The sequence below is a fragment of the Vibrio sp. 1151_11 genome (genome assembly GCF_029478525.1).
GTDB classification, from domain to species: Bacteria; Pseudomonadota; Gammaproteobacteria; order Enterobacterales; family Vibrionaceae; genus Vibrio; species Vibrio anguillarum.
Map to the genome: position 1 here is coordinate 157846 of NZ_SHMN01000002.1, position 23080 is coordinate 180925.

Here is a 23080-nt window from a genome sequence, read left to right on the forward strand (position 1 = left end):
CATGGGCTAGCTTAGAAATAATCGTTATATAGCCAAACTAAGCAATGATGGGACTTGGCTAATAAGTCAGCCAACGTGTTTTTAAGCAATTTCGGCCGCTGGCTTTAGCCGCATAAAGTAGTTGGTCGACTTCTTCACACAATGCTTGGAGGTCTAAATCAGTATTCGTTGCGGTCAACACGCCAAAACTCGAAGTGACGGATACCGATTCTCGTGATTCGGTTACAAAATGGTGATCTTCAATTTTTCGGCGCAAGGTTTCGGCAATTTCGCTAGCGATGCTTAAGTCAGTGTCGGGTAGTAAGATGAGAAACTCTTCCCCACCGTAGCGAGCGACAACATCGGAAGAGCGTACCGATGACTTAAAGATAGCCGCAATTTCCACTAATACTTGATCGCCGAAGGCGTGACCATAAGTGTCATTAATGACTTTAAAATAATCAATATCGGTCAAAATAAGGCTAATCGGTTTTGCATCTTCATTATGTTGGATCTGTTCGTCTAATTGCGCTGAGTCGAATGGTTCGGCGTTTTTTTTAGGTGAAGATTGACCTTTGAACCAAGTCTGTTGCCACATCAAAATCCGTTGTGCGAGTTTAATAAGCGCTTCGCTACTATTTTGGTAAGATTTGGATTGATGTTTTGCAAATCGTTCTTCCATGTAGCGTCGATTATACAAGCCAGTCAAGGTGTCCGTTTTGGCAAGCATGCCCATTTTGATGCGAGAGCGGTTGGCCCAGATAAATATGACCAATAATCCGATTAATGCAAGAGCAAGGAAAAAGACGATTTCACCTAATAGATGAAACGTTTTCTGATGGTTTTCAATTTCTAGCTTTTGAAGTACGTTGTTCCAGTTTAGATCCTGATTTTCATATTGTAGACGCTCAAGATCAAACAACATTTGTTGTCTTTGTAAGTTCTCTATCTGTTCAACATTGCGAAGTGTGAGCGATCGTAAATGATAAAAATCATAAGTTTCATAGGCTTGTTTGTAGTTATTTTGCCCAGCATAAGCCTGTGCTGCCACTTTTAACAACTCTATCTGTTGAATAAGTAGATTTGATCTTTGTTTGATATGCGCAATGAGTGGTTCTACAAATTCAATCACTTCACCGTAGCGTTTTTGTTCCAATAGATCTTGTGTTTGTAATAGCTGAAAAGTGGCAAGGTAGCCTGGTTGGCTTTCTCGGTACTGCAGTTCCTCCGCTTTTTTCAAGAAAAAGCGCATTTGATCACGGTTGTTGGTATCTCGATAAAGCCGTGCAAGTTCAATGTTAATACGAAAGCGATGTCGCCCGTCACCCAGTATTTGTGCCAGCTTGAGTGCTGTTTTATAGGTTTCGATCGCCGCCGTGATTTGATTACGTGACTCTTGCAACTTAGAGATGTCGAGTAAGCTAACCAACTGGCTATAGGACATTTTACGTTGCTTGAAGTAACTGTAGGAATTTTCAAGTAACAGCTGTGAACGATCAAAATCTTGTAGCTGAACCAGTATTTGACCTAGACCGTGAGATATTCTCTCCATTAACTCTTTGTTATCAATGGATTTTGCTGTATCAATTGAGGTCATTATTGCGGCGTACGATTTTTTAAACTCGCCTTGCTCTTGGTAATAGAGACTTTTAGCTAGTAATACTTCTGATTCGATTTGTGCATTGTGATCGTTTCCTGCTTCAACTAACAGTGCGTCAAGTTTCGGCAACACGTCGACTTTTTGGTGCCGTAAAGCTTGAATCTCTCTTAGTTTGAGAGTGAGCGTTTCAACGTTGGTGTGTTCTGTTCGCTTTAATCCTAATTGTGCCGCTTCTAAGCTCCTATCATATTCCTCTAGTAGCCCATATACAGTGGCTTTGGCCAAATAGTAACGTACAACGAGAGCGGAAGGCTGTGACAATATGATGTAGTCTTCTTCTAGTTCACTAATTTGTGCTTTTGCCTTGATCGGTAGTGAATAGGTGATCTGCTCAATGCCCTCCAATGCTTGGAGAAATTTATCTTTAGGATCCATAGCCGCATAGGCATTGATTACACTGAAACCTAATGCGATGAAAGTCCACAGTGTGACTTTAATACTAGAGTTCACGAGTTGAGGATCTCCTTATCAGTTGAGCGATGTTTCAACTAAGTCTTAATAGTCAAATATATCAATTAGTTTGATGATCTAGTATTAACTTTAGTCTAATTTTTGGCATAGCTTACTACTTAAATGGTGCTAATTTAGAGTTAATGAGATGCTATATGGCTCATGGATTAATACTTGCTAAATTTAGTCGAATCGAGCTGATAAATTAGTTACTGATATTTCCTTTAAACCCGCCCATGGTCTAGATACCATTCCCACATCATCCTAATGTTGGTAATTCATTGTTTTTAAAGGCTTATTAACCTTGAGGTAGTGAGCTTATCTAAAAATCGCTATGTGCCATGCTCGCTATTGGATGTTAATTCTTATTTTTGTGATTATTTAAGTATTAAATTTTATATTGCTAGTCACATACAGATATAACATTCATTTTTACTTGAATGTGCAATATTAGTGCGTATCCTTAATGTAAATTAATTGTTAATTTAATGTGTCCAATTATTTAATTAAGGAGCTGGTGATGTTAGCTGTACACGAAAACACTTTACAGATTACGCAATTAAGTCAAAAAGCGATTCAACAACTTGCTCCCTCCTTTGCGCAATTACCACATACGGAGCATGCTGATGGTCAGTATCGTTTACGGCGCTACTCTGTGGTTCAATTTAACAAAGGGAAAGTCGAGGCGTTGGACAAGCATGACTTTATGCAAACCGATCAAATCAATCATTTTCAAGGCAATATTAAGCGTCATTTCGATCCTATTTTACCCTCCACGTTACAAAGTGAAGGGATGAGAGAAGTGTGCGAGGTGTTTGTGAGTACGAATGGTCTGCCTAATGGGCAAGAGATTGAAATCCATCAGATCCGAATTGCTGCTGTGTTTGATGAGACGCAAGTCGCGCCAGAAGGTGTCCATCAAGACGGTTTTGATCATATTGCGTTGGTGGGGGTGAATCGCCACAACATCGTCGGCGGTGAAATTATGCTGTATCAAGACTGCCATGAAGCCCCTTTCTTTCGGAAAGTGTTAGAAAATGGTGAGATTGCGATGCTCGCGGACAGTAAGTTATGGCATAACGCTTGTCCTATTCGCTCAATTGAGCATGGGCAAGAAGGTCATATGGATGTTTTTGTGTTAACCGCTAAGGATGGCCGAAATGATCTTCACTCCTGAAAAAGTGCGTACGCAGTTTAGTGCTTTGTCGCAAAAATATCATGGTAAGTCAGTGAGTTTCTTAGATGGTCCAGGTGGCTCGCAAGTACCTAAGTCGGTAATAGAAAAAATGAGTGAATATCTGGGCCATTTTAACTCTAATTTGGGCGGACACTATTTTTCAAGCCAAATCACCACTGATTTAATGCAGCAGGCTCGTGAGTCGGTGCAAGCGCTTCTGAACGCTGAGTCATCAGGAAATATTGTATTTGGCGCGAATATGACCTCGTTGACTTTTCAGCTAAGTCGAGCCATTAGCCGAGATTGGCAAGCGGGCGATGAAGTGATTGTTACTGCGCTTGACCATTACTCCAATGTCTCCAGTTGGCAGCAAGCGGCGCAGGATAAGCACGTTACAGTGCACCAGGTAAAGGTGAACCAACAAGATTGTACTTTGGATATTGAGCACTTACTGTCATTGCTCAATCCTAAAACAAAGCTGGTAGCGGTCACTTATGCTTCGAATACCACAGGATCTATTGTCGATGTTAAACGCATTGTGGATGCGGCGCATCAAGTCGGCGCGATGGTGTATGTGGATGCCGTTCACTATGCTCCGCACCATTTGATTGATGTACAAGAATTAGGCTGTGATTTTTTAACCTGTTCGGCATATAAGTTTTTTGGTCCACACGTTGGTATCGCTTATATCGCTTCGCAGTGGTTACATGCACTTAAACCCTACAAAGTTGAACCAGCAACCAATATTGGTCCGGGACGTTTTGAAACCGGTACGCAGAGTTTTGAAGGTTTGGCAGGCGTGATTGCTGCAGTGGAATATTTGGCGCAATGGGGAGACGCGAGTGGCTCGTTAAGAGAGCGTTTGATCGATAGTTTCATTCAATACAACCAGCATGAACGCCAATTGAGTGAGTATTTTCTGTATAAACTTAAAGGATTGAGTTCGGCTAAGCTCTATGGCCTGACCAAGGCTAACAGTGAGCTACGTACACCGACCTTTGCCATTCGCTTAGCTAATCACCATCCAGAATTTGTGGCCAAAACATTGGGCGAGCATAATATTTGTGTGTGGAATGGGCATTTCTATGTGCTTGGTTTAGTGCGTCAGTTAGATCTTGAAAACAGCGGTGGAGTTGTCCGTATCGGTTTTATGCACTACAACACGCGCAGTGAAATTGACGCTTTGTTTGATGTCTTATCCACATTAGCGTAACCAAAGTGGCCCGGAAATCTGTCGAAGGAAAGGTTTCTGGGGCGCAGTGCCTCTTTTAGCTTTCATCTTCGGTTGGCTCTAAGGGTAACTCTTCGATCACAATGGGTTCTTTGGGACCTAAAAATTTAGGTTGAGTATTCGTGATATAGAGATCTAAAAATGCTTTCGTACGAGCAAAGACCTCACGCAGCCTCACTTTAAAACCAGAACGAGTTGTTGGCCCTGCAACCGCTAAACACTGAGCATTAATGTTATGGTAGTTGGCAATAAAGAGTGCTCGCTCACAATGAAATTGTTGAGAAATGATCAAAAAATTGTCGGTTTCGAAGATACGTTTTGCGCGAACAATGGAGTCCAAAGTACGAAACCCTGCATAATCTAAGTAAATATTCTCACTTGGGATTCCAGCGCGCAGCAGATCGCGTTTCATCGTCCACGGTTCATTGTACGAACGGTGAGCATTATCACCACTGAGTAAAAAACCTTTTACCTTGCCTTGCTCATACAAAGCGATCGCGGCTTCAATTCGGTGGGTATAGTAGTCATTGAGCGTTTTACCCAAGTACTTACTGGTTCCAAGTACAACAGCGACTTGGAATTGACCGACTTGATTTTGCTCGGTGACGATTTGTTTTTCGGCTTGCCAACTGACCCAGCGATCAATGCCAAGCACAAAAAGGCTTGAAATGAACAATAGTACAGACACGTAGCGAAGCAGCGTGTGAACCCGCTTTTTCCAAACAGGGCGAGAGTGATTTGAAGATGAAAATTTTAACACTAAATTTGACGGTTCCTTTGTGCCCAGATCCCGATAGCAATAAAGCAGAGCATAATAATGCTAAACATCATGCCTGATTCTAACTGCGAAAGTGTCCGAGCAAGGTAAGGGCTCGCTTTGATGATCACCAAACCGTAGCCGAAAGCGTTAATCAATATAAACGTAAATGTGCGAACGACAAAGTGTTGGTTGCGCATTAGCTTGCGCATCGCGGCGTTAATCTCTCCACCGAGCATCACGAGCAAACAAGCGATAAATGCAGTTGATATCTCCGTTAAATACGGTGATAAGTAATGCCCTGCGGGCGCTAAAAAGTTCATCATATTGACTCACAGAAAAAGCCCCTAAACATCAGCCGAAGCTTAGGGGCAGCAGAGTAGGAGCTTAGAAAGCAGTGCGTTTGTAGCGGCGGTATACTGGCTGCCAAAAATGCTGCTCAATGGCGGTTTCTAACACATCATCTGGGATCTCCAGTGCAACACCTTGCTCAATTGCTTTTTTCGCTACCGCAAACGCAATTTTCTTGGAAACGGAGTGAATGGCTTCCAGTGGCGGAAGTAACGCACCATGCCCATTAAGCGCCAGAGGTGAACAGTTGGCGAGTGCGCGGCTTGATTCCATCAGCATCTCATCAGTAACTCGACGCGCATTGACCGCCAGTACGCCTAAGCCGATACCAGGGAAAATATAGCTATTGTTGCATTGTGCAATTGGGTAGGTTTTACCGTTATGCAACACGGGAGCGAACGGGCTGCCTGTGGCGACGAGTGCTTCACCGTTGGTCCAACGGATAATGTCATTGGGCGTCGCTTCAACACGGCTGGTTGGGTTCGATAGTGGGAAAATAATCGGGCGTGGGCAGTGTTTATGCATCTCAGTGATAATCTCTTCACTGAATAATCCCGGAGCCCCAGAAACACCGACCAACACCGTTGGCTTGCCATTTTTCATTACTTCCAATAATGAGAAACCATTACCTTCTGTATTCCAATTATGCGTGTCTTTGTTTTTTTGCACGAGGTGCTGTTGGAAATCAAGTAGGTTAGGCATTCCTTCTTGCAGCAGACCCCAGCGGTCAACCATATAGACTTGAGAACGAGCTTGAGCATCTGAAATACCTTCTGACACCATTTGCGCGATGATTGCTTCGGCAATACCACAGCCTGCAGAGCCCGCACCAAGAAAAGCGATACGTTGCTCGGAGAGTTGACTGCCCGCGGCTTTGCATGCGGCCAATAGCGAACCTACAGTTACCGCCGCAGTGCCTTGAATGTCATCGTTAAAACAACAAATACGGTTTTTATAACGTTCTAATAGTGGCATTGCGTTCTTTTGTGCAAAATCTTCAAATTGGATTAGTGCATCAGGCCAGCGACGTTGCACCGCTTGGATGAACTCTTCTACAAATGCATCATATTCAGCCCCAGTAATCCGAGGGTGACGCCAGCCCATGTACATCGGGTCAGCCAAGCGCTGTGGGTTATTGGTTCCAACATCGAGCACGACCGGTAAAGTATAAGCAGGGCTAATACCACCACATGCGGTATAAAGTGCCAGTTTGCCGATAGGAATACCCATGCCACCAATTCCTTGGTCGCCCAAGCCGAGAATGCGTTCACCATCGGTCACTACGATAACTTTTACGTTATGGTTCGCTGCATTATTGAGTAAGTCATCGATGCGATCTCGATTCGGAAAGGAAATGAACAGACCGCGGCCGCGACGATAAATATTTGAAAAGTTTTCACACGCGGCACCCACCGTTGGTGTGTAGATGATGGGCATCATCTCAGTGATGTGGTTTTGTACTAAACGATAGAATAAGGTTTCGTTGGTATCTTGAATATTACGCAGATAGATATGCTTATCCATATCACTTTCAAAGCTGCAGTATTGTTGGTATGCGCGAACAACTTGTTCTTGTATCGTTTCCGTCGTTTCAGGAAGCAGGCCTTCTAAGTTGAAGGAACTGCGCTCTTCAGCACAAAATGCACTGCCTTTATTGAGCAAAGGCGTGCTGAGTAGAGCGGGGCCCGCATAGGGAATATAAAGAGGGCGTTTATCATTATTCATTGTCGGCCTATTTTAGGGTAGAAGGGAACTCAAAAATGATAACGGTTTACTCATGAGATTGTAAATAGACGAGCGGCGACACATGGCACAGAATACTGAAGAATGCCTATAAAAACGGTAGAATTCTCCGTGTTAATTGCTGAGGGCACCAATGTATACATTTTTGTCTATTGGTTTCCTTAAGCAGAGATTTCAAAAGTAGTGTTGAGCGATGATCACTTTAAGTGATAAAGCCACTTTTTGTTCACGGTTTGAAATATTAATCAATCAGACACATATGTCAGTAAGTCTGTTTATGCCTTGTTACAAATCTGGTTTTGATATAGCCAATCCATTCGGTTTTAAGGCATAAAAGACTGTTTTTTTATATCCTATTGCTATATGAACAATCATGGATGATATTGAGTACAGTGTGCTGCCAATTTGTCGGGGGACAAAATGAATACACAAGAAAGGAGACGGGTGGTGTTTGATTACACTACATTTCTTGGTGCGTCATGTAATAAGAAATGGACATTCCTCGAAGCCATGACGTCATTTGCACCGATTTTTGGTACGGTATGGAAAGACAGCATTAAAGAATTATCAAGCCCAGAGGATCGCCTATGGGAAATGGCGTTGAAGTCGTTATCAACACGCCGTAGTGATGAAGCGAATTTAATTTCACTGGTGAGATTGGCGAAATTAGAGGGGATTGAAGAGCTAAAATTAGTAATGCCGTATGCGTTGGATTCTGAACAGATCCAATTGATTCAAAATAAAAGCCAATCTTTGATAAAAAATACAAAACCAGATGAATTTCTTATCACCCTGTAAGGGTATAAACAGATAACGGGGCATATTTAATGCCCCGTTATTGTTGAGTACTAGTCAATCAAGCCATATTGAGAACGCAGGATCGTAATGATCTCTTGCTTTGGATTTTGGCTTAATACGATCGGTTGGCCAACAATTTTCTCTGCAATCGCAAGATAGGTGTTGGAAATATCCATTAATGCAGCCAAAGGCAGCGCATTATCACGTGCAAGCGCTTCTCGCTCAGCCATCTGTTCTTTGTTGAGTAAAATATCTGGGTCAGGGAAGTAGTTGAGCAAGAATTGACGAAAACCCTCTTTCGAATTTTCCACAATACGTCCTTGCTGATAGGAAGCGCTGTCCCAGATGCGAGAAGAGTCCGGCGTACCTACTTCATCCATATAAATGAGTTTCTCAACGCCGTTGGCATCGGTGACATAACCAAACTCAAACTTGGTATCGACGAAAATTTGCTCTACTTGGCAGAGTGCATGGCTAATGACGCCAAAGCCTTCTTTTAATAGCTTTTCATACAAGGCAATATCTTCGACACGACTGAAGTTAAAAGCGGCAAAATTCTCTTCAATATTATGACGTGAGATATTGACATCATCGGCTTCTGGAACACCGGGAATGCCTTTTAAGATGCCTTTGGTTGATGGTGTAATGAGCAGTTCTGGCAGTTTTTTATCTTTCTGCAAGCTTTCTGGTAATTGAATACCACAAAAATCTCGTTCACCTTTTTCGTAAGCACGCCACATTGAACCAGTAATATACTGGCGACAAATCGCTTCAATTTTGATTGGCTTGGCTTTTTGCACAATCCATACAAAAGGATGGGGAATATCTAAAATATGGCTATCGGCTAACCCGCTCTCTTGAAATAGCTTAAACCAGTGGTTTGAAATCGCGTTTAATGCCGCGCCCTTACCTGGTACACCTTTGATGCCACCTTCGGCATGCCAGATACAATCAAAAGCGGAAATACGGTCACTGATTACCATAATGGCTAAAGGTGCATCAGGAGCAACGTTGTAACCTTTTTCTTTGATCAAACGCTGGCTATCTTCTGGAGTTAGCCAATAAACAGAGCGAACTTTGCCGCTATGAACAGGTTGGTGAGTGCGAATTGGGAGGTCGTCATTGACGGTAAGGATTTGATCAGCAAGGCTCATTTAGACATTCCTATCTTTTTCAAACGTCATACAGAGAAGATATCGCTTAGCTCAACGCTAGTAAGGATATCGATAAACTGTGCGCATCATACCAGAACTATTTTCTGCTGCCAGATAAAAAGCAAACGATTGCCTTTTGTTTGAAAAATTAAGCAGTGGTGAGTTGAATTCAGGAGAAAAGATGCAGTTCTGAGTCGATAAAGCGGCAAACATTGAGATAAAAGCGAAGTAAATAGAGGGGCGATGGCTCGCCCAAAGCCACACATGTGACTTTGAGCGAGTAGCACTGAGGATTATTAGGTTTAGCTGAGTAAAATTAAAATAGTTCCTGTCAGTGTCATCAGTATATTGGCGATAGCATAGGTGCCAGCATAACCCAATGCGGGAATGGTCGATTTTGCGTAGTCGTTAACGATATCCATCGCTGGTGCGCAAGTTCGTGCACCGATAATCGCACCAAATAGAAGCGCGCGGTTCATTTTCAAAATGTACGCACCGACCAAATAGGCAAAGACGACTGGCACCACGCTGACTAAAAATGCAAGGCCGATCACTTGTACGCCCACTTCTGAGAGGTGCTGGAACATTTTCCCGCCAGCACTTAAGCCAATGCCTACCATAAAGAACATCAAACCTAGGTCTTTCACCATATTTAATGCCCCTTGCGGTACATAGCCGAAAGTGGGGTGGTTGGCTCGTAAAAAACCAAGCATAATGCCAGAAAGCAGTAGCCCAACCGCGTTGCCTAAACCGAAGGAGACTTGTCCAAAGGTCATGGTGATCAAACCAAACAAAATGCCGAGAATAAAGAAGCTACAAAAGGCGAGTAAATCGGCCATTTGACTATGGATAGAGATGAAACCTATCTTATCGGCCAAGCCTTGAACACGGCTTTTTTCACCACTGACTTGCAGCACATCACCTTTGGCAAGCACAATGTCTAAGTCCATCGGCATTTCAATTTGTGCTCGTATTACTCGGTTCAGGAAACAGCCATATTCGGATAAATTCAGATCCGATAGGCGTTTACCGGCAATACTGTCACTTTTTACGACGATTTCCTCTTCAGAGATGCGCAAATCAAGTAGGTTGCGATCAAACACCTCTTTGCCATTTCGAAAGCTAGGGTCTAGCCTTGCATGGCTGTCAGGGAAGCCGACCAGTGCAATTTCATCCCCTTCTTGCAAGATGGCGTCACCGTCAGGATGGGCAAGAATGCCATTACGTCGAATGCGTTCAATATAACAACCCGTTTGACGATAAATACCAAGCTCACGTAAATTGCGCCCATCAATCCAGTTGATCAACTCTTGACCAACACGATAGGCACGGATGATGGGTAAATAGACTTTGCGTTGACCGCTACCACCCAAACCACGCTCTTGAGCAATCTGTTGAGCAGAATCAGAGAGGTTTTGTTTTTGCAGCTTAGGCAGTAACTTGGCAAACATGATCATGCTGATAAGGCCAATTAGATAAGCCATCGCATAACCCACCGAAACATTATCTAAAATAAGGGATAAATCCATATTTCTTGGAATGGTGGCTAGCCCGGAGTTTAACGCATCTTGTGCGCCTACTAATACGGGGGTGGAGGTTAATGCGCCTGCCATCATACCAGCAGCTAAGCCAAAATCGAGGCCGAGATAATAACTGCCAAAATAGGTGATCCAAGTGGCGGTAATGAGCACCACTAAACTTAAGATGAGATAATGTTTTCCGTCACGGAAAAATATGCCAAAAAAGTTAGGGCCAGCTTCAATGCCGACACAATAGATGAACAGCATGAAACCTATGGTTAAGGCTTCAGCATTGAAGGAAAAACCAAGGTGCCCCATGATGAGTGATGTAATTAACACCCCAATAGAGTTGCCCAGTTGTAAGCTACCAAAACGAATTTTGCCAAAACCAAGGCCAATCGCTAAGACAACAAAAATAAGAAGAATAGGGTTCTGATCAAGCAAAAGTACGACGTCGATATTCACGGCTCAACTCGTTATGTGTGCCAAGTGGGGTAGGTAAAGTGTGGGAATTGTATCTGAATATTGCAAAAAGATAAGTGAAATTTGTGACAATTGACATTTCATTGACCTAATTTGAGAGAAAGAGCCATTTATCTATAAATAGCAAAAACCCGCTAAAAATCAGCGGGTTTTTATGTTTCTTGGTTTTATTCGTCGAATAAGCCTAAATGTTCTTTCGCATAAGCTTCGAAATCAGTGCAACCACCGATGTGTTCTTGATCAATAAAGATTTGTGGCACAGTTTCAACCGGTTTACCCACTGTCTTTTCTAAATCAGCTTTGCTGATGCCTTCCGCGTGAATATCGACATAACGATAGTTAAAATCATCGCGTTTTAATTTCAATGTTTCAGCGTGTTCTTTTGCGCGAACACAGTAGGGGCAACCAGGGCGGCCAAAAATAACAACGAACATAGCTTTCTCCTTCATTCTTGTTGCATGCAACTATGCCCGATTCAAGGTCGGAAATAAAGTGGCATTCACCAGTTACTTCAATAGGTAAAAGCTATTGCTTATTCCTTAATCAAAGCAAGCTTACCTCTCGATGGGGTTGGGAATAGATCAACAATGGCTTGGCTGTGACATGCCGCATAAACTTGTGTTTTTTATGTGGTTATTTGCTCCACATTGCACTGCATCAAAAAATTTTTTTAACGATAGGTGCACTCTAAACAGAGCTAATCTAGATGAGAGAAAAGGGAGTTATTCATGTTCCAATTTATGACGGCGACGCGGATCATTTTTGGAGAAGGAGCGTTATTGAATTCACTTTCTGTTCTCAACCAATATGGTTATAGCGTACTGCTGGTTTCGGGAAAAGAACAACAACGAGCTTCCCCTATTGTTCAATACCTGAAAATGCAGAATATGCGCTATCAGCATGTAGCTATTGTTGGTGAACCTAATATTACCATGGTGGAGGAAACGGCCATTTTAGGCCGACGTTTTCAACCGGACATGGTCGTTGCTATTGGTGGCGGTAGTGTGATTGATATGGGCAAGGCACTCGCGGCAATCATTCCTAACCAAGGTAACGTTTATGATTATGTGGAAGTGGTTGGCCGAAATGTGCCGTTAAAGACAAAACCGCTGCCATTTATTGCTATTCCAACCACCGCCAGTACGGGATCCGAAGTCACGCGTAATGCCGTGTTGAAATCGGGACAAGACAAAGTAAAAGTAAGCTTGCGCAGCCCAGATATGCTGGCAGATGTTGCGATTGTTGACCCCACGTTGACCTATGGTACCGACAGTTACACATCTGGCAGAGGCGCAATGGATGCTTTTACGCATTTAATGGAAGCCTATGTGTGTGGTGAACCCAATCCACTCACCGATATGGTCTGTGAAGAGGGGCTGCGCAAACTCAGTCGTTCTATATTGCCAGCGTGCCGAAAAGATGATCATAAAGCGCGAGCGGATCTCTCTTTTGCAGCAATGCTTGGAGGAATGGCGATTACCAATGCAAAACTTGGCGCGGCACATGGCTTGGCATCGGCATTGGGAGGGAAACTTGATGCTCCACACAGCGTGATCACGGCGCGTTTGGCCCCTCATGTTATGCGAGAAAACATTCGAGCAGCGCAAAAAGCAGGGCGAAATGATGTACTTACACGTTATAAAAAAATCGCTCAAATTGTGACTGGCAGAACAAATGTTCACGTTGAAGATGGCGTGCTGTGGGTGAAAATGATGTTAGATAAGTTGCAACTGCCTAAACTCAACCAGTTTGGTGTGTGCAATACCTCGTTTGATCGCGTGGCGTTAGATGCTTTAAAGTCGGTCGCGATTAAAGGTAACCCTTTGCCTTTAACACAAGAAAGGTTAATCCATATATTAAATCAAGTTTGCGAGTGCCAAGGTGAGTGTGAGGAGTGGCAACCGAATTCATCCAATCAGGTAGAAGTTAGGCATGATCCAGTCGCGCCTGAAAGTAGCAAGCAAAGTTGATAAAAAAACGGAGCAATTGAGCTCCGTTCTAACGATTATTTTAGGATCGCGATTATCTTAGAACTGTGACAGCTTATCGTAGCGCGAGTCTTTTAGTACATCCTTGACGCGTTTAAGATTTTCACGAAAACCAGAGCCACGGCGCAGGGTGAACCCAGTAGCCAGTACATCAATTACCGTCATTTGCACCACACGGCTTGCCATGGGCATATAGACGTCAGTATCTTCAGGTACGTCAAGAGAGATCGACAAAGAGCTTGCTTTGTCCAGCGGTGAATCTTTTGCCGTAATCGCAATGACAGTCGCACCATTTTCGCGCGCAAGATTGGCGATTTCCACTTGGCTTTTAGTACGACCTGTATGCGAAATCAAAACAATTACGTCATTATCGGTACAGTTGATACAACTCATGCGTTGCATCACGATATCTTCAAAACAAGTGATCGGAATGTTAAAGCGAATAAATTTGTTTTGGGCATCTTTTGCTACAGCAGAAGAGGCTCCTAAGCCGAAGAAAGAGATCCGTTTTGCTTGTGTGAGTAAGTCAACTGCACGGTTAATTTGCATTGGATCCAAGCTGTTTTTAGCCACATCCAAACACGCCATAGTCGATTCGAAAATCTTATGGGTGTAGGCGTCTGGGCCATCATCTTCTTCAACATTTCGGTTTACATACGGAGTTCCGTTAGCAAGGCTTTGCGCTAAATGAAGCTTAAAGTCGGGAAAGCCTTTGGTGTCGAGTCGTCGACAAAAGCGGTTTACCGTTGGTTCACTGACATCGGCCATTTTGGCGAGCGTCGCAATACTTGAGTGAATCGCGGTTTGGGGCGAAGCCATAATTACTTCGGCGACTTTACGTTCCGACTTGCTAAAGTTTTCCAGATTTTTTTGAATTTTTTCTAATGTATTCATAGTGTTCACGCGGGCGAAGAGAACAACTCGTTGGTTTTACCCGGTCGCCCTTTGGGGAGATTGGAAATAACACATTTCCAAAAAGGTAAGTTAAACCAACGCCATGCAATGAGTATAAACCTAGGATGTAGATTTCCGTAACAATTCAAGTTAACAATTGATGAGAACATGACAAGCCTCAAACAAAATTTCATGAAAACTACAGAATTTAGATTTAAATCGATGATTAATGGAAATTTCTAGCTCATTAATGATGTATTAGTTACAGCAAAAAGAAATAAATTTTCAATTCGCTGTAACTTATAGGGATTCTAGTTGATGATTTTTTGAGCAAGCCGCTCAATTTTGGCCATCAAATTAGGGGCTAGCGTGGCAATATGTCGTTGCTCATCTAATATCGAATGCAAGATAGCATGTGTCGTTAGCGGGTTGGCTAGTACCACGCGGAATACGATGGTATCAAGCTTGTCCCAGCGTTCTGGGTTTAAACGGGTTCGAGAGACAAATGAACGCCCCGTTTCCCTTTGTTTTTTCTGCACAAACTGGGTGATTTCATTCAGCAACTCGTTCAGTTCTGCTTTTTGATTGGGCAAGGCTTGTTGCAGTGCTTGGCGAACAAAAGCAGGAATATAACGATAGGTTAAAAGACACAGTTCGGGTTCAGAAATCAGCTCAAAATCGTCTTGTTCTTTAATTAGATCGGCGAAATAGCGAGCTTTAGCTAGGCTTTGGTCAATCAATAATTCGTAGCCAGGGCGACTAATTATGTGCATGCTAGCGTACACCAACATGGCCATACCTGAACGAGAACCTTCTAACGTATGGCTGCCTAGATCTTTTGAACCTTTCCGCAAAATATACTGCGCATGGTGCTCAATTGAATGCATAGCATCAGGCTTTTTGAATAGTACCATGCCTGCACCCATAGGGATGTAGAGCTGTTTATGTGCATCAATCGTGACGGAGTCAGCCAACTCAATACCATTGAGTAAGTGTCGGTGATTATTCGACATTAATGTTGCACCGCCCCAAGCGGCGTCTACGTGAAAATGACAACCTTCTTGCTGGCAAATATTGGCGATATCTCTTAAGGGATCAATGTTGCCCGTTTCTGTCGTTCCGGCGACGCCAACAACCGCAAAAGGTTTAATTTTCTGGCTTTTTAGGTGTGCCATTTTGGCTTTCAAATCTTGTGGGCATAAGCGGTTGTTATTGTCGGTTTTTACACAAACCAAGCCTTCTTGGCCGATACCCAATACGTCAGCGGCTTTCTTTAAAGAGTAATGGCCACGATCAGACACTAAAATGGCTAACCCGTGGTAACCATAATGACGCATGGCTTTAAACAGCCCTTCTTTTTCGACGCCTTGGAAATCACCATCGGCTTTCAAAGCATTATTACGAGCCACCCACAATGCCGTGATATTGGCAATCGTTCCGCCAGAGCAAAATGCACCGAGCGAATGATTAGCGCTATGCATCCATTGGCTGTAAAAAGCGTCGTTTTTTTGATAGATCAAACGATGCAACATACCCAAAACCTGCCGTTCTAGCGGTGTAAACGCTTTTGACGTTTCAATTTTGACTAAGTTTTGATTCAGCGCAATCATGATCTTTGATAACGGCATCAAGAAATATGGCAGTGCAGATGTCATATGACCAATAAAGCTAGGAGCCGAGGTATGCACTGAATGAGCGACTAAATTATCCAACAAATGCTGAGTATGTTCTGAAACGAACTCCGGTGACTCTGGAATTTGCGGATTAGAGAAATCTTTTTCGATCTCTTTGAGTGGTTTTTCTTCAGCGACAATATGTTCACGCAAGAAGAGGTTCAAATTGCGCGATAGCTCTTGGTCTATTTTTGTCAGTGTTGAATCGGGGCCTTCGGGCACAGTGAAGATCCGTAACAAGCTCTCGAAACTCACATTTGCAGTTTTTTGTTCTGATACCATACAGCTTCGTTATTTTGATTTTATGGAATGCGAGCGGCACAATCTAAACGAAAACGGGACAGTTGTCCCGTCTTAATTAGGCTAGAGTAGAGGCGGCGACTAGTTACAGACTTTCTTTTCGATCAAGGCGATGGCATCGTTATATTTATTCAACGCAGCTTCGATCTGCTTCGGATGACTGAGCAATTCGGCTAAAGCTGAACGTAATTCATAGTTTTTTTCGTTAGGCTTTGCTTGGCGATCTTCATAGGTGATTTTAGCAATGTGGCCAAGATCATCACCGCGAGAGGCTAATACTTTAATGTCGTGCTGTTCTAGTTTTAACCAAGCTTCTACAGGTTGCGAGGTGGCGACTTTAGAAGGATCGTTGCTTAGGTAATAGTGGACTGCCGCACGGCTTAATTCAAAGTGATGCTGGCGTCCTTGCAGAAACCATTGGCTGACTTCAGTAAGTTCAGGATATTGCGCGGTCGTTAAGTCTGCGAGATCACTATACCAATGGAGAGACGCGTCGACATAAGCGTCATATTTTTCGGATAAGCATTGGTTATCAGCAGCGAGAGCAACATTCGCTGAAGTTGAGAGCAGTAGGGCAACGATAACACGTTTCATAAATCTTCCTTTGGGCTTTGTTATTGTATGGGAGTTTTCTACTCCCTATTGTTAGTTTAAATGAAGGCTAAAGTGATTCCTGAGATCTAGCCTGCAAGTGATACAAAGAACAGCATAAGAATAGGCACCAGTAGGCTGAGAATAAACCCACTGACAATTGCGATCGGTACGCAACGAACTCCGCCAGTTGTCTGGATCACGGGCAAGGTGAAATCCATCGCGGTTGCCCCAGCATAGCCGATGGCAAAGCAAGGTTTGGTTCGGATTAGCATGGGGATCATCACTAAAGCAACCAGTTCTCTAAGTAGCTCTATCATGAAAGAGGCACCACCATAGACTGGGCCGAAAGCATCACCCATTAAAATCCCGGCAAGTGAATACCATCCAAAACCGGAAGCCATGGCTAGTCCTCGATAAATTGGGATATCAAGAATCATGGCCGCAATGATCCCCCCAATCCAAGAGGTCAATATAATGACTAATGCGATGACCATTCCGTATTTATTGAGCAAAATTTGTCGTAGAGTTAAACCACTATTTCTCAACTGAATACCAATAAAGAAAAGTAATACGAACAAGATCCATTCACTGGCGGTGCTCACCCAACTTAAATCGAATCCTAATACAACCCCAAGCGCCAATCCTCCACCGACAACCACAATCAGCTTTACGGATTCTAACGCCATGCTAGATAGTGGCAGTTTTGAATGGTTCGCATCGGTTTTTATGGGTAGAAATTTGTCAATAAAGGGCAAGACCAACAAGTTGCAAGCACCGATCATCAAGAAAAATACGGTGGTAAATTTAAGTATCAACTGTAGGTTACTGCCCAAGTTATCGAGGGCTGCCAAGCTTAAACCCATCAGAAACAGAATGACGTAAACTAACCAAGACGTGGCTTTATTTAATGCTGCTAGCCACTGTTGATTGGCAATAGAAAATAGATACCCCACTATTAGTGGGGCAAAAATAAATAACATCCCTGAGAACATCTCATCCTCTGATTATTTTGGGTTTAGAAGCCGCTTGCGTTGATCACATCATTGAGTTTTGATTTGAATTCAAGCTCACTAAGGTTACTTAAGTTATATAGCACCTCAGCTCCGGTCGCATTAATTTCGACGTCATGCTCTTCAATCTCTTCATCTTGACGACGAAACAGTAAAAGATGGTGAGCAATACGTGCCACATCAAGGTAACTGACTTCGTGAGAAGATGCGACTAAAGATTGATTTCCTGCTACTTCAAGGAAATCTGAGTCGAATCCCCAACTTCTTAACACAAGCTGACTGGTTTTTGAACATCGCGACTGAAAAATCTGTAGGGCGATGTCTTGATCGAGATAGTTGCCTTTCTCAAGATATAAATGATATTCGTGTACCAGACAAAACAAGCCAATATCCGCAAGTAGACCGACAAGTAAGGCTTTTTCCTGCTCTAAATGTTGATATCGGCTTGGTTCAAGTTGTTTAAATGCGTGAGTTACCATCACCATGGTTGCGCCAAGCTCTCGCGATATGGCGGCGCTATTAACCAATATTTTATTGCATTCTTTGCTTAAGTTTACAGAGTGCTTTAACTGCTCAATCGCTTGGGCTGTTACAATGTCGCGTACTCGTAGTATGCCTAAGCGTGATACAGCCGTGACTAAATCCGTACAGGTAATATTTCGACGATTAAAGACAACAGAGTTTGCTACGCGTACTACAATTGCAGTCAGTCCGGGATCTTCAAGTAGACAATCGGCGACATCTGAAATTTCAGTAGATTCTAATGTGCATAAGCGCTGTATTTTTAGAACAACATCCGGAATAGGAGGAAGTGAAATTTTTCCTGTGCTGAGTGAGTGTTCAACCAATTGAGAAAATTCACTTTCTAACCCTTGGATGAGCATTTGATGATGATCTGGAAGCCAGTAAAAAGATAGATGATTCATAAATTTGTGCTCAATCTGTACTGAAGGCATTTTACCGTCTGCTAACCCAAATAAGCAATCAATTCACCATCAATCGCATTAATTTGTTTTCTTGATGCATTAATCTTAATACGTTAATGGAAAGCGTATGTGTCAAAAAAATTTATTCATAAACACAATGATGTGATTTCTATCTCATAACTCTGCTGAGATATGTCTATTGATGTGATGTATGCCCAGACTTATTTTGTATCGTTAACTATGATAGTACCCATATTAAGCAAGCTAATACTAAACTACTACAAGCTTGTTACTAACTTACTCTTTTTATTCGCAAAAATACGCTGCTATCTGGTGATCACTATTAATCGGGGAACTTGATTAAGGATCAATGGATATGATTGAGCATGCATTTTTCAATTACGTTATTAAATTTGGCGCATTTCAAAAGCGTTCAATGTTTGGTGGTGTTGGGCTTTTCCAAAAAGAAGCGATGTATTCACTGATTAGTGAAGAGTCTGTTTTTATTCGTGGAGGTGAAGAGCTCGATGATGCACTCACAAAATTAGGCTGCGAAAAATACAAACACGTTAAAAAGCAGACTACAGCAACCGTTAATTATTATGATATTACTGAGCTTTTTGTGAGCAATCATGAGAGCCTAGATACGATTATTGAACGTTCCATCCGCTATTCTGTTGAGCAACGTAGTTTTCAAAAATCCTCTGCAAGCCGTCGACTACGTGATTTACCAAACATGCAGTTAACGTTAGAGCGTATGGTTAAAAAAGCGGGCATCAATGATGTGGAAACGTTCATGCGCTTAGGTGCTCCTACGATATTTTCTAAAGTGAGAAAAACGTACGGTAGTGACGTCGATGTAAAACTACTGTGGAAGTTTGCTGGTGCGATCGAAGGTATTCATTGGAAATTGCTGCAAGAGCCTCGCAAGCGTCAATTATTAGAAAGCTGCTCATTACGCTGACAGTTTTGTAGCACAGTTATCAAATAAATAGTTATCAAATAAAAAGCCGAGTCTTACGTCTCGGCTTTTTATTGTATTTAGCTTACACCTAGAACTTAAAACGAGTCGTAAACATCAGTTGATCGCCGTAAGCATCATTGATGCGAGCCTCGGCACCGAGAGAGAAAAGTTCTGTAGAATGAAAACGGGCATAAACAGACGCAATCCAGTCATCATTGTCATCGATAGAAACAAAGCCACCTTTGCCACCAACTTCTAACTGTGGTCCAAGCCATTGACGTACGCCAAGGTTTAATTCCATTCCGGTATCGGTGCTTTTATTATCGCGGGTATCTACGACGCGTAATAGCATTTCACCCGTGAAGTCAGCCCAGTTGTTAATAGGAGCATGAAAGCCAAAACCTGCGGCTGCGTCAAAATCACCTTCAAACTCAGAGTCTATACGACCAATAACATGTGCATTTGGGTGAATTGATTTGCTCATCGCAGCACCAAAGGTGACTGGACTTGCTCCAATACGAGCTTCGATATAGTCGTAACTAAAATTGCTCATGACGGATGGGCTATTTCGGTCTATTTCTGCCAGTGTTTGGCCTGAGGCTAGCAGCAAAGCGGCTGCAATGATTGTTTTACGCATAGTCACTATAAACCTATATTTTTAGTTTATTTCCATGGTCAGTCGCGGAATACCCGCGGTGACATTAAAGAATTTAGACATCATAGTGCATAGATTGACATTGTCGCCATTAAAAAGTGTCATTCTTTTGTTGTCTTCGCAAAAAATAAGCAAAGAGAGTGCCATTTCTTCGTTAGGATATTTTATTCACCAAAACTGATGCGGTTTTGTGCGATCGCATTGAAGATTTTCTCGGCATCCAAGACTCTGGCCCAAGGCATTAAATCTGATTCGTTTTCAATCATATATTGTGTTAATTGATCTTTGATAACATCGCGAAGTTTGTTCCCATCCCAAGGTTTGGCTACATAAAAATGTAGGCTGGCATTATTCACCGCTTCTACGGTGTCTTCTAGCCCTGCTTGGCCTGTTAGTAGTACTTTGCGTGTATGTTGCGTCTCTTCATTGTGGCTTAATTCAATTAAGAAACTAATGCCTGTTTGTTCGGGCATAATGTGATCGCACAAAATTAAAGCCAGCTTGATATTTTGAGCTTGGTGATCGGCAATCACTTCTTTTGCCTCTGCAACAGATTCTGCGGCTTCTAAGATAAAAAACTCTTCAAATTCGTCGAGGTCTTGTATGACGCTGTCCAATACTTCACGTTCATCGTCCACGCATAAGATCAAAAATTTGTTCATGATATTCTCCTTAATCATCAGCACGACAAGTTATCGACTAACTGGCAGCCATACCGTCATTGTCGTGTATTTATCCTGTTCAGATTGAACATCGATCCAACCTTGATGCTGGTGGACTATTTGTTGGCAGACAGAAAGCCCAATACCGAGCCCAAAGTTACCTTCTTTTTTCGTCGTGTAATTTAATGTGAAGATACGCTCTTTCTGCTCGTACGGGATCCCACAACCATTATCCGTGAAACTGATGGTCACAAAAGATTGATTACCCTGTTTTGCTAATGTGGTTGCAATGTGCAGTACGCCATTGGCTGGGAAGGCATCAATAGCGTTGGAAATGAGGTTTGTCCATACTTGTTGTAATGCAATCGGCTGACAGGTAATCAAAGGTAAGTCGGCATACTCTTTCTCAACTTTGTGGCGCTTAAGACGATTTTCGAAAATAACCAGAGTGTCTTCAATACCTTCATGAATATTGACCTTGTGCAGCGCTTCATCATCAGGGCGAGCATACCCTTTAAGGCTTCGTACCATATCGGCGATGCGTTGTGCACAAATATTGATAGAACGAAGTGTACTACCTGTTAGGAAATAGTTTTCTAATTGTTCCAGTGTTTCTAACGTTTTCTCAGGATCGTGCTTAGCCGATTGTCGGAGCGCAAGATCATCATCTAGATTGAGTTTGACCAATTTTTTCGCGATCAAACGATGATGAATTTCATTTTCTATGGCTTTAGCGCGTGCCCGCTCTTCTGATGTAGAAGTAGGTTTGGCTGAAAGTGCATTCCTTAATAGTTGGCTGCCTTTATGTTGCAGATTTTTATGTTCAGTCTCTTGGACTAAGTGCTCAATCTTGTCTGACAATGTTTCGGTTCCACGTAAAATTGCGGCGACAGGATTGTTTAGTTCATGAGCGACGCCTGCAACAAGCTGACCGAGCATGGCCATTTTTTCCCGCTCGATTAATTGCTGATGAGCTGACTCAAGTGATTCGAGCGTTTTTTGTAGTTGCAATTTAGTGTTAATACTGCGTTGTAAGCGGCGGTTAAAATGGCGGAGCAGCAAGTTAGTAAATAGGGGCAATAGCCGAGTATCCGAATGCATGACTTTTGCAAACACATCTCGGTCTAGTTTAATCACATCGGTTTTAGTCAGGGTGACGGCGGTAGAAAAAGATTTCTCACCAGTCACAAAAGACATACCACCGACAATGTTACCTTTTTTGTGGCGAACCACTTCTCTTTGTTGCCCTAAATCATCTTTTTTATACAGGGCCACTTCACCTTCAGTGATGAACCAAAGAAAGCGGTTCTCTTCTCCCTCTTTGGTAAGAAAGTGATTAGTGGAGTAGGTACGGCAGGCGCGAGTTTCATCTTCATTTTCAAAAAATTGGTGTAAAGCACCAATTACTTGTTCAGCCAGTTCTGTATCAGAAAGCTTGTGGTAATCGGAGATAAAACCATCTCGATAACTGCGCATTTTATTATCGATGTGCGCGCGTAAGATGCGCTGTTGATCAAGTACGGTGCTGTAGTTGAGAATGTTGTCTTTATCGTGATCTAAGATGTAGGTCGTGAGCTCTTTTTGGACGGTTTTATAGAGCACGTTATTTTGTAGTGGCTTAGTGAGGCAGTGATCTAATCGCCCCTCATTGACGGCGGTGAGAATGGCTTGAATATCTTGTCCGCAGCTTATCAGCACTTTCCGCGCTGAACGCGTGTGGATTGATTTATCGAGTTGAGTCAAAAAATCCGCACCATCAAACTGCTCATGGTGACTGGCAATGACCAATGCAATCGTTTGTTGCTGTTCGTGCAAATATTCTAGGGCTTGCTCAGCTTCATCTATGGTGTCCGCTGTATGAAGATCAAATTTAGCGGCGAACGGAGCTAACTCAGCTCGCAACTGTTCTGTGCTGATTGGGTTATTGTCTAAACAAAGTAGTGCGTAATGGTTCACACAAGCCTCTACTGTCATCGCTGTTTTGACTACTGTAGCAAGTATTACGCAGTGGGTTTGAGAGCTAGGTTTTAGAATTTCTCATCACATCTTAGCAATACTCTGACCTAACTCCATGTTTTGGTTTTCAATTGTTTACGGTAGACTGGATAAAA

General features: G+C 42.7%; 20 protein-coding genes. 5 read left to right on the forward strand and 15 right to left on the reverse strand.

Translation table 11 applies throughout. From position 1 onward, the window contains the following. Positions 1 to 58: 58 nt before the first annotated feature. A complete protein-coding gene (locus EXZ60_RS02580) occupies positions 59 to 2089 on the reverse strand; it encodes a GGDEF domain-containing protein (RefSeq protein WP_170899146.1) in 2031 nt (676 codons plus the stop codon). Between the two features lie 520 nt (positions 2090 to 2609). On the opposite strand from EXZ60_RS02580, the gene EXZ60_RS02585 reads away from it, so the two are divergent. Beyond that, the gene (locus EXZ60_RS02585; protein ID WP_026028039.1) at positions 2610 to 3266 is read left to right on the forward strand and encodes a 2OG-Fe dioxygenase family protein; all 657 of its coding nucleotides are present in this window, start codon (positions 2610 to 2612) and stop codon (positions 3264 to 3266) included. Then, positions 3241 to 4479 (forward strand): cysteine desulfurase-like protein, encoded by a 1239-nt coding sequence (locus EXZ60_RS02590; protein WP_277435240.1) that lies wholly within the window; start codon positions 3241 to 3243, stop codon positions 4477 to 4479. The genes EXZ60_RS02585 and EXZ60_RS02590 overlap by 26 nt, the downstream gene beginning before the upstream one ends. A 55-nt stretch (positions 4480 to 4534) precedes the next feature. On the opposite strand, the gene EXZ60_RS02595 is transcribed toward EXZ60_RS02590, so the two are convergent. The 3 genes from EXZ60_RS02595 to EXZ60_RS02605 all read right to left on the reverse strand — a co-directional run bounded on the left by EXZ60_RS02595 (position 4535) and on the right by EXZ60_RS02605 (position 7330). Then, on the reverse strand, positions 4535 to 5284 hold the full coding sequence (locus tag EXZ60_RS02595) for an ElyC/SanA/YdcF family protein (RefSeq protein WP_026028824.1): 750 nt from the start codon (positions 5282 to 5284) through the stop codon (positions 4535 to 4537). After that, complete coding sequence (locus EXZ60_RS02600; RefSeq protein ID WP_088721142.1) at positions 5257 to 5580, reverse strand: DUF3392 domain-containing protein; 324 nt, start codon at positions 5578 to 5580, stop codon at positions 5257 to 5259. The genes EXZ60_RS02595 and EXZ60_RS02600 overlap by 28 nt, the downstream gene beginning before the upstream one ends. 61 nt (positions 5581 to 5641) lie before the next feature. Beyond that, positions 5642 to 7330: an NAD-dependent malic enzyme gene (locus EXZ60_RS02605; protein WP_277435241.1), complete on the reverse strand. Its 1689-nt coding sequence runs from the start codon at positions 7328 to 7330 to the stop codon at positions 5642 to 5644. 438 nt (positions 7331 to 7768) lie between these two features. Between EXZ60_RS02605 and EXZ60_RS02610 the strand changes: the two genes are divergently transcribed. After that, positions 7769 to 8146 carry a hypothetical protein gene (locus EXZ60_RS02610; RefSeq protein WP_026028036.1) on the forward strand — a complete coding sequence of 126 codons (378 nt, stop codon included), beginning with the start codon at positions 7769 to 7771 and terminating at the stop codon, positions 8144 to 8146. A 50-nt stretch (positions 8147 to 8196) separates the two neighbouring features. Here the strand turns inward: EXZ60_RS02610 and EXZ60_RS02615 are convergent, their stop codons facing one another. The 3 genes from EXZ60_RS02615 to EXZ60_RS02625 form a co-directional block, all read right to left on the reverse strand. Further along, a complete protein-coding gene (locus EXZ60_RS02615; protein WP_277435242.1) occupies positions 8197 to 9300 on the reverse strand; it encodes a phosphoribosylaminoimidazolesuccinocarboxamide synthase in 1104 nt (367 codons plus the stop codon). A 302-nt stretch (positions 9301 to 9602) separates the two neighbouring features. After that, positions 9603 to 11285 carry an aspartate:alanine antiporter gene (locus EXZ60_RS02620; protein WP_013857120.1) on the reverse strand — a complete coding sequence of 561 codons (1683 nt, stop codon included), beginning with the start codon at positions 11283 to 11285 and terminating at the stop codon, positions 9603 to 9605. Positions 11286 to 11470: 185 nt separating this feature from the next. Then, on the reverse strand, positions 11471 to 11737 hold the full coding sequence (locus EXZ60_RS02625) for a GrxA family glutaredoxin (RefSeq protein WP_010320195.1): 267 nt from the start codon (positions 11735 to 11737) through the stop codon (positions 11471 to 11473). Between the two features lie 294 nt (positions 11738 to 12031). Here EXZ60_RS02625 and EXZ60_RS02630 point away from each other — a divergent pair, with 294 nt between their 5' ends. Beyond that, positions 12032 to 13273 (forward strand): iron-containing alcohol dehydrogenase, encoded by a 1242-nt coding sequence (locus tag EXZ60_RS02630; RefSeq protein ID WP_094133527.1) that lies wholly within the window; start codon positions 12032 to 12034, stop codon positions 13271 to 13273. A gap of 57 nt (positions 13274 to 13330) precedes the next feature. Here EXZ60_RS02630 and EXZ60_RS02635 read toward each other — a convergent pair whose 3' ends face one another. From EXZ60_RS02635 to EXZ60_RS02655, 5 genes are all read right to left on the reverse strand, one after another. Continuing rightward, positions 13331 to 14185 (reverse strand): MurR/RpiR family transcriptional regulator, encoded by an 855-nt coding sequence (locus tag EXZ60_RS02635; protein WP_010320194.1) that lies wholly within the window; start codon positions 14183 to 14185, stop codon positions 13331 to 13333. 311 nt (positions 14186 to 14496) lie between these two features. Next, the gene (gene panP, locus EXZ60_RS02640) at positions 14497 to 16140 is read right to left on the reverse strand and encodes a pyridoxal-dependent aspartate 1-decarboxylase PanP (protein WP_115339696.1); all 1644 of its coding nucleotides are present in this window, start codon (positions 16138 to 16140) and stop codon (positions 14497 to 14499) included. A gap of 99 nt (positions 16141 to 16239) precedes the next feature. Next, a complete protein-coding gene (locus EXZ60_RS02645) occupies positions 16240 to 16752 on the reverse strand; it encodes a hypothetical protein (RefSeq protein ID WP_094125238.1) in 513 nt (170 codons plus the stop codon). 86 nt (positions 16753 to 16838) lie between these two features. Continuing rightward, the gene (locus tag EXZ60_RS02650) at positions 16839 to 17744 is read right to left on the reverse strand and encodes a lysine exporter LysO family protein (protein ID WP_277435243.1); all 906 of its coding nucleotides are present in this window, start codon (positions 17742 to 17744) and stop codon (positions 16839 to 16841) included. A gap of 23 nt (positions 17745 to 17767) precedes the next feature. After that, positions 17768 to 18688, reverse strand: coding sequence for an HDOD domain-containing protein (locus EXZ60_RS02655; protein ID WP_026028826.1), 921 nt, complete (start codon positions 18686 to 18688; stop codon positions 17768 to 17770). 370 nt (positions 18689 to 19058) lie between these two features. Here EXZ60_RS02655 and EXZ60_RS02660 point away from each other — a divergent pair, with 370 nt between their 5' ends. After that, positions 19059 to 19652: a TfoX/Sxy family DNA transformation protein gene (locus tag EXZ60_RS02660; RefSeq protein WP_013857112.1), complete on the forward strand. Its 594-nt coding sequence runs from the start codon at positions 19059 to 19061 to the stop codon at positions 19650 to 19652. An 88-nt stretch (positions 19653 to 19740) separates the two neighbouring features. Here EXZ60_RS02660 and EXZ60_RS02665 read toward each other — a convergent pair whose 3' ends face one another. The 3 genes from EXZ60_RS02665 to EXZ60_RS02675 all read right to left on the reverse strand — a co-directional run bounded on the left by EXZ60_RS02665 (position 19741) and on the right by EXZ60_RS02675 (position 22925). After that, positions 19741 to 20289, reverse strand: a complete 549-nt coding sequence (locus tag EXZ60_RS02665) for a hypothetical protein (protein WP_026028034.1) — start codon at positions 20287 to 20289, stop codon at positions 19741 to 19743. Between the two features lie 182 nt (positions 20290 to 20471). After that, positions 20472 to 20969 carry a response regulator gene (locus EXZ60_RS02670; protein WP_029189736.1) on the reverse strand — a complete coding sequence of 166 codons (498 nt, stop codon included), beginning with the start codon at positions 20967 to 20969 and terminating at the stop codon, positions 20472 to 20474. Positions 20970 to 20999: 30 nt separating this feature from the next. Then, positions 21000 to 22925, reverse strand: a complete 1926-nt coding sequence (locus tag EXZ60_RS02675; protein WP_277435244.1) for an ATP-binding protein — start codon at positions 22923 to 22925, stop codon at positions 21000 to 21002. Positions 22926 to 23080: the final 155 nt, after the last annotated feature.

Coding starts and splice junctions, on each gene's coding strand:
- EXZ60_RS02660 (WP_013857112.1), top strand. CDS start 19,059: ATGGATATGATTGAGCATGCATTTTTCAATTACGTTATTAAATTTGGC.
- EXZ60_RS02655 (WP_026028826.1), bottom strand. CDS start 18,688: ATGAATCATCTATCTTTTTACTGGCTTCCAGATCATCATCAAATGCTC.
- EXZ60_RS02610 (WP_026028036.1), top strand. CDS start 7,769: ATGAATACACAAGAAAGGAGACGGGTGGTGTTTGATTACACTACATTT.
- EXZ60_RS02590 (WP_277435240.1), top strand. CDS start 3,241: ATGGCCGAAATGATCTTCACTCCTGAAAAAGTGCGTACGCAGTTTAGT.
- EXZ60_RS02630 (WP_094133527.1), top strand. CDS start 12,032: ATGTTCCAATTTATGACGGCGACGCGGATCATTTTTGGAGAAGGAGCG.
- panP (WP_115339696.1), bottom strand. CDS start 16,140: ATGGTATCAGAACAAAAAACTGCAAATGTGAGTTTCGAGAGCTTGTTA.
- EXZ60_RS02625 (WP_010320195.1), bottom strand. CDS start 11,737: ATGTTCGTTGTTATTTTTGGCCGCCCTGGTTGCCCCTACTGTGTTCGC.
- EXZ60_RS02585 (WP_026028039.1), top strand. CDS start 2,610: ATGTTAGCTGTACACGAAAACACTTTACAGATTACGCAATTAAGTCAA.
- EXZ60_RS02615 (WP_277435242.1), bottom strand. CDS start 9,300: ATGAGCCTTGCTGATCAAATCCTTACCGTCAATGACGACCTCCCAATT.
- EXZ60_RS02650 (WP_277435243.1), bottom strand. CDS start 17,744: ATGTTCTCAGGGATGTTATTTATTTTTGCCCCACTAATAGTGGGGTAT.
- EXZ60_RS02600 (WP_088721142.1), bottom strand. CDS start 5,580: ATGATGAACTTTTTAGCGCCCGCAGGGCATTACTTATCACCGTATTTA.
- EXZ60_RS02645 (WP_094125238.1), bottom strand. CDS start 16,752: ATGAAACGTGTTATCGTTGCCCTACTGCTCTCAACTTCAGCGAATGTT.
- EXZ60_RS02665 (WP_026028034.1), bottom strand. CDS start 20,289: ATGCGTAAAACAATCATTGCAGCCGCTTTGCTGCTAGCCTCAGGCCAA.
- EXZ60_RS02605 (WP_277435241.1), bottom strand. CDS start 7,330: ATGAATAATGATAAACGCCCTCTTTATATTCCCTATGCGGGCCCCGCT.
- EXZ60_RS02670 (WP_029189736.1), bottom strand. CDS start 20,969: ATGAACAAATTTTTGATCTTATGCGTGGACGATGAACGTGAAGTATTG.
- EXZ60_RS02635 (WP_010320194.1), bottom strand. CDS start 14,185: ATGAATACATTAGAAAAAATTCAAAAAAATCTGGAAAACTTTAGCAAG.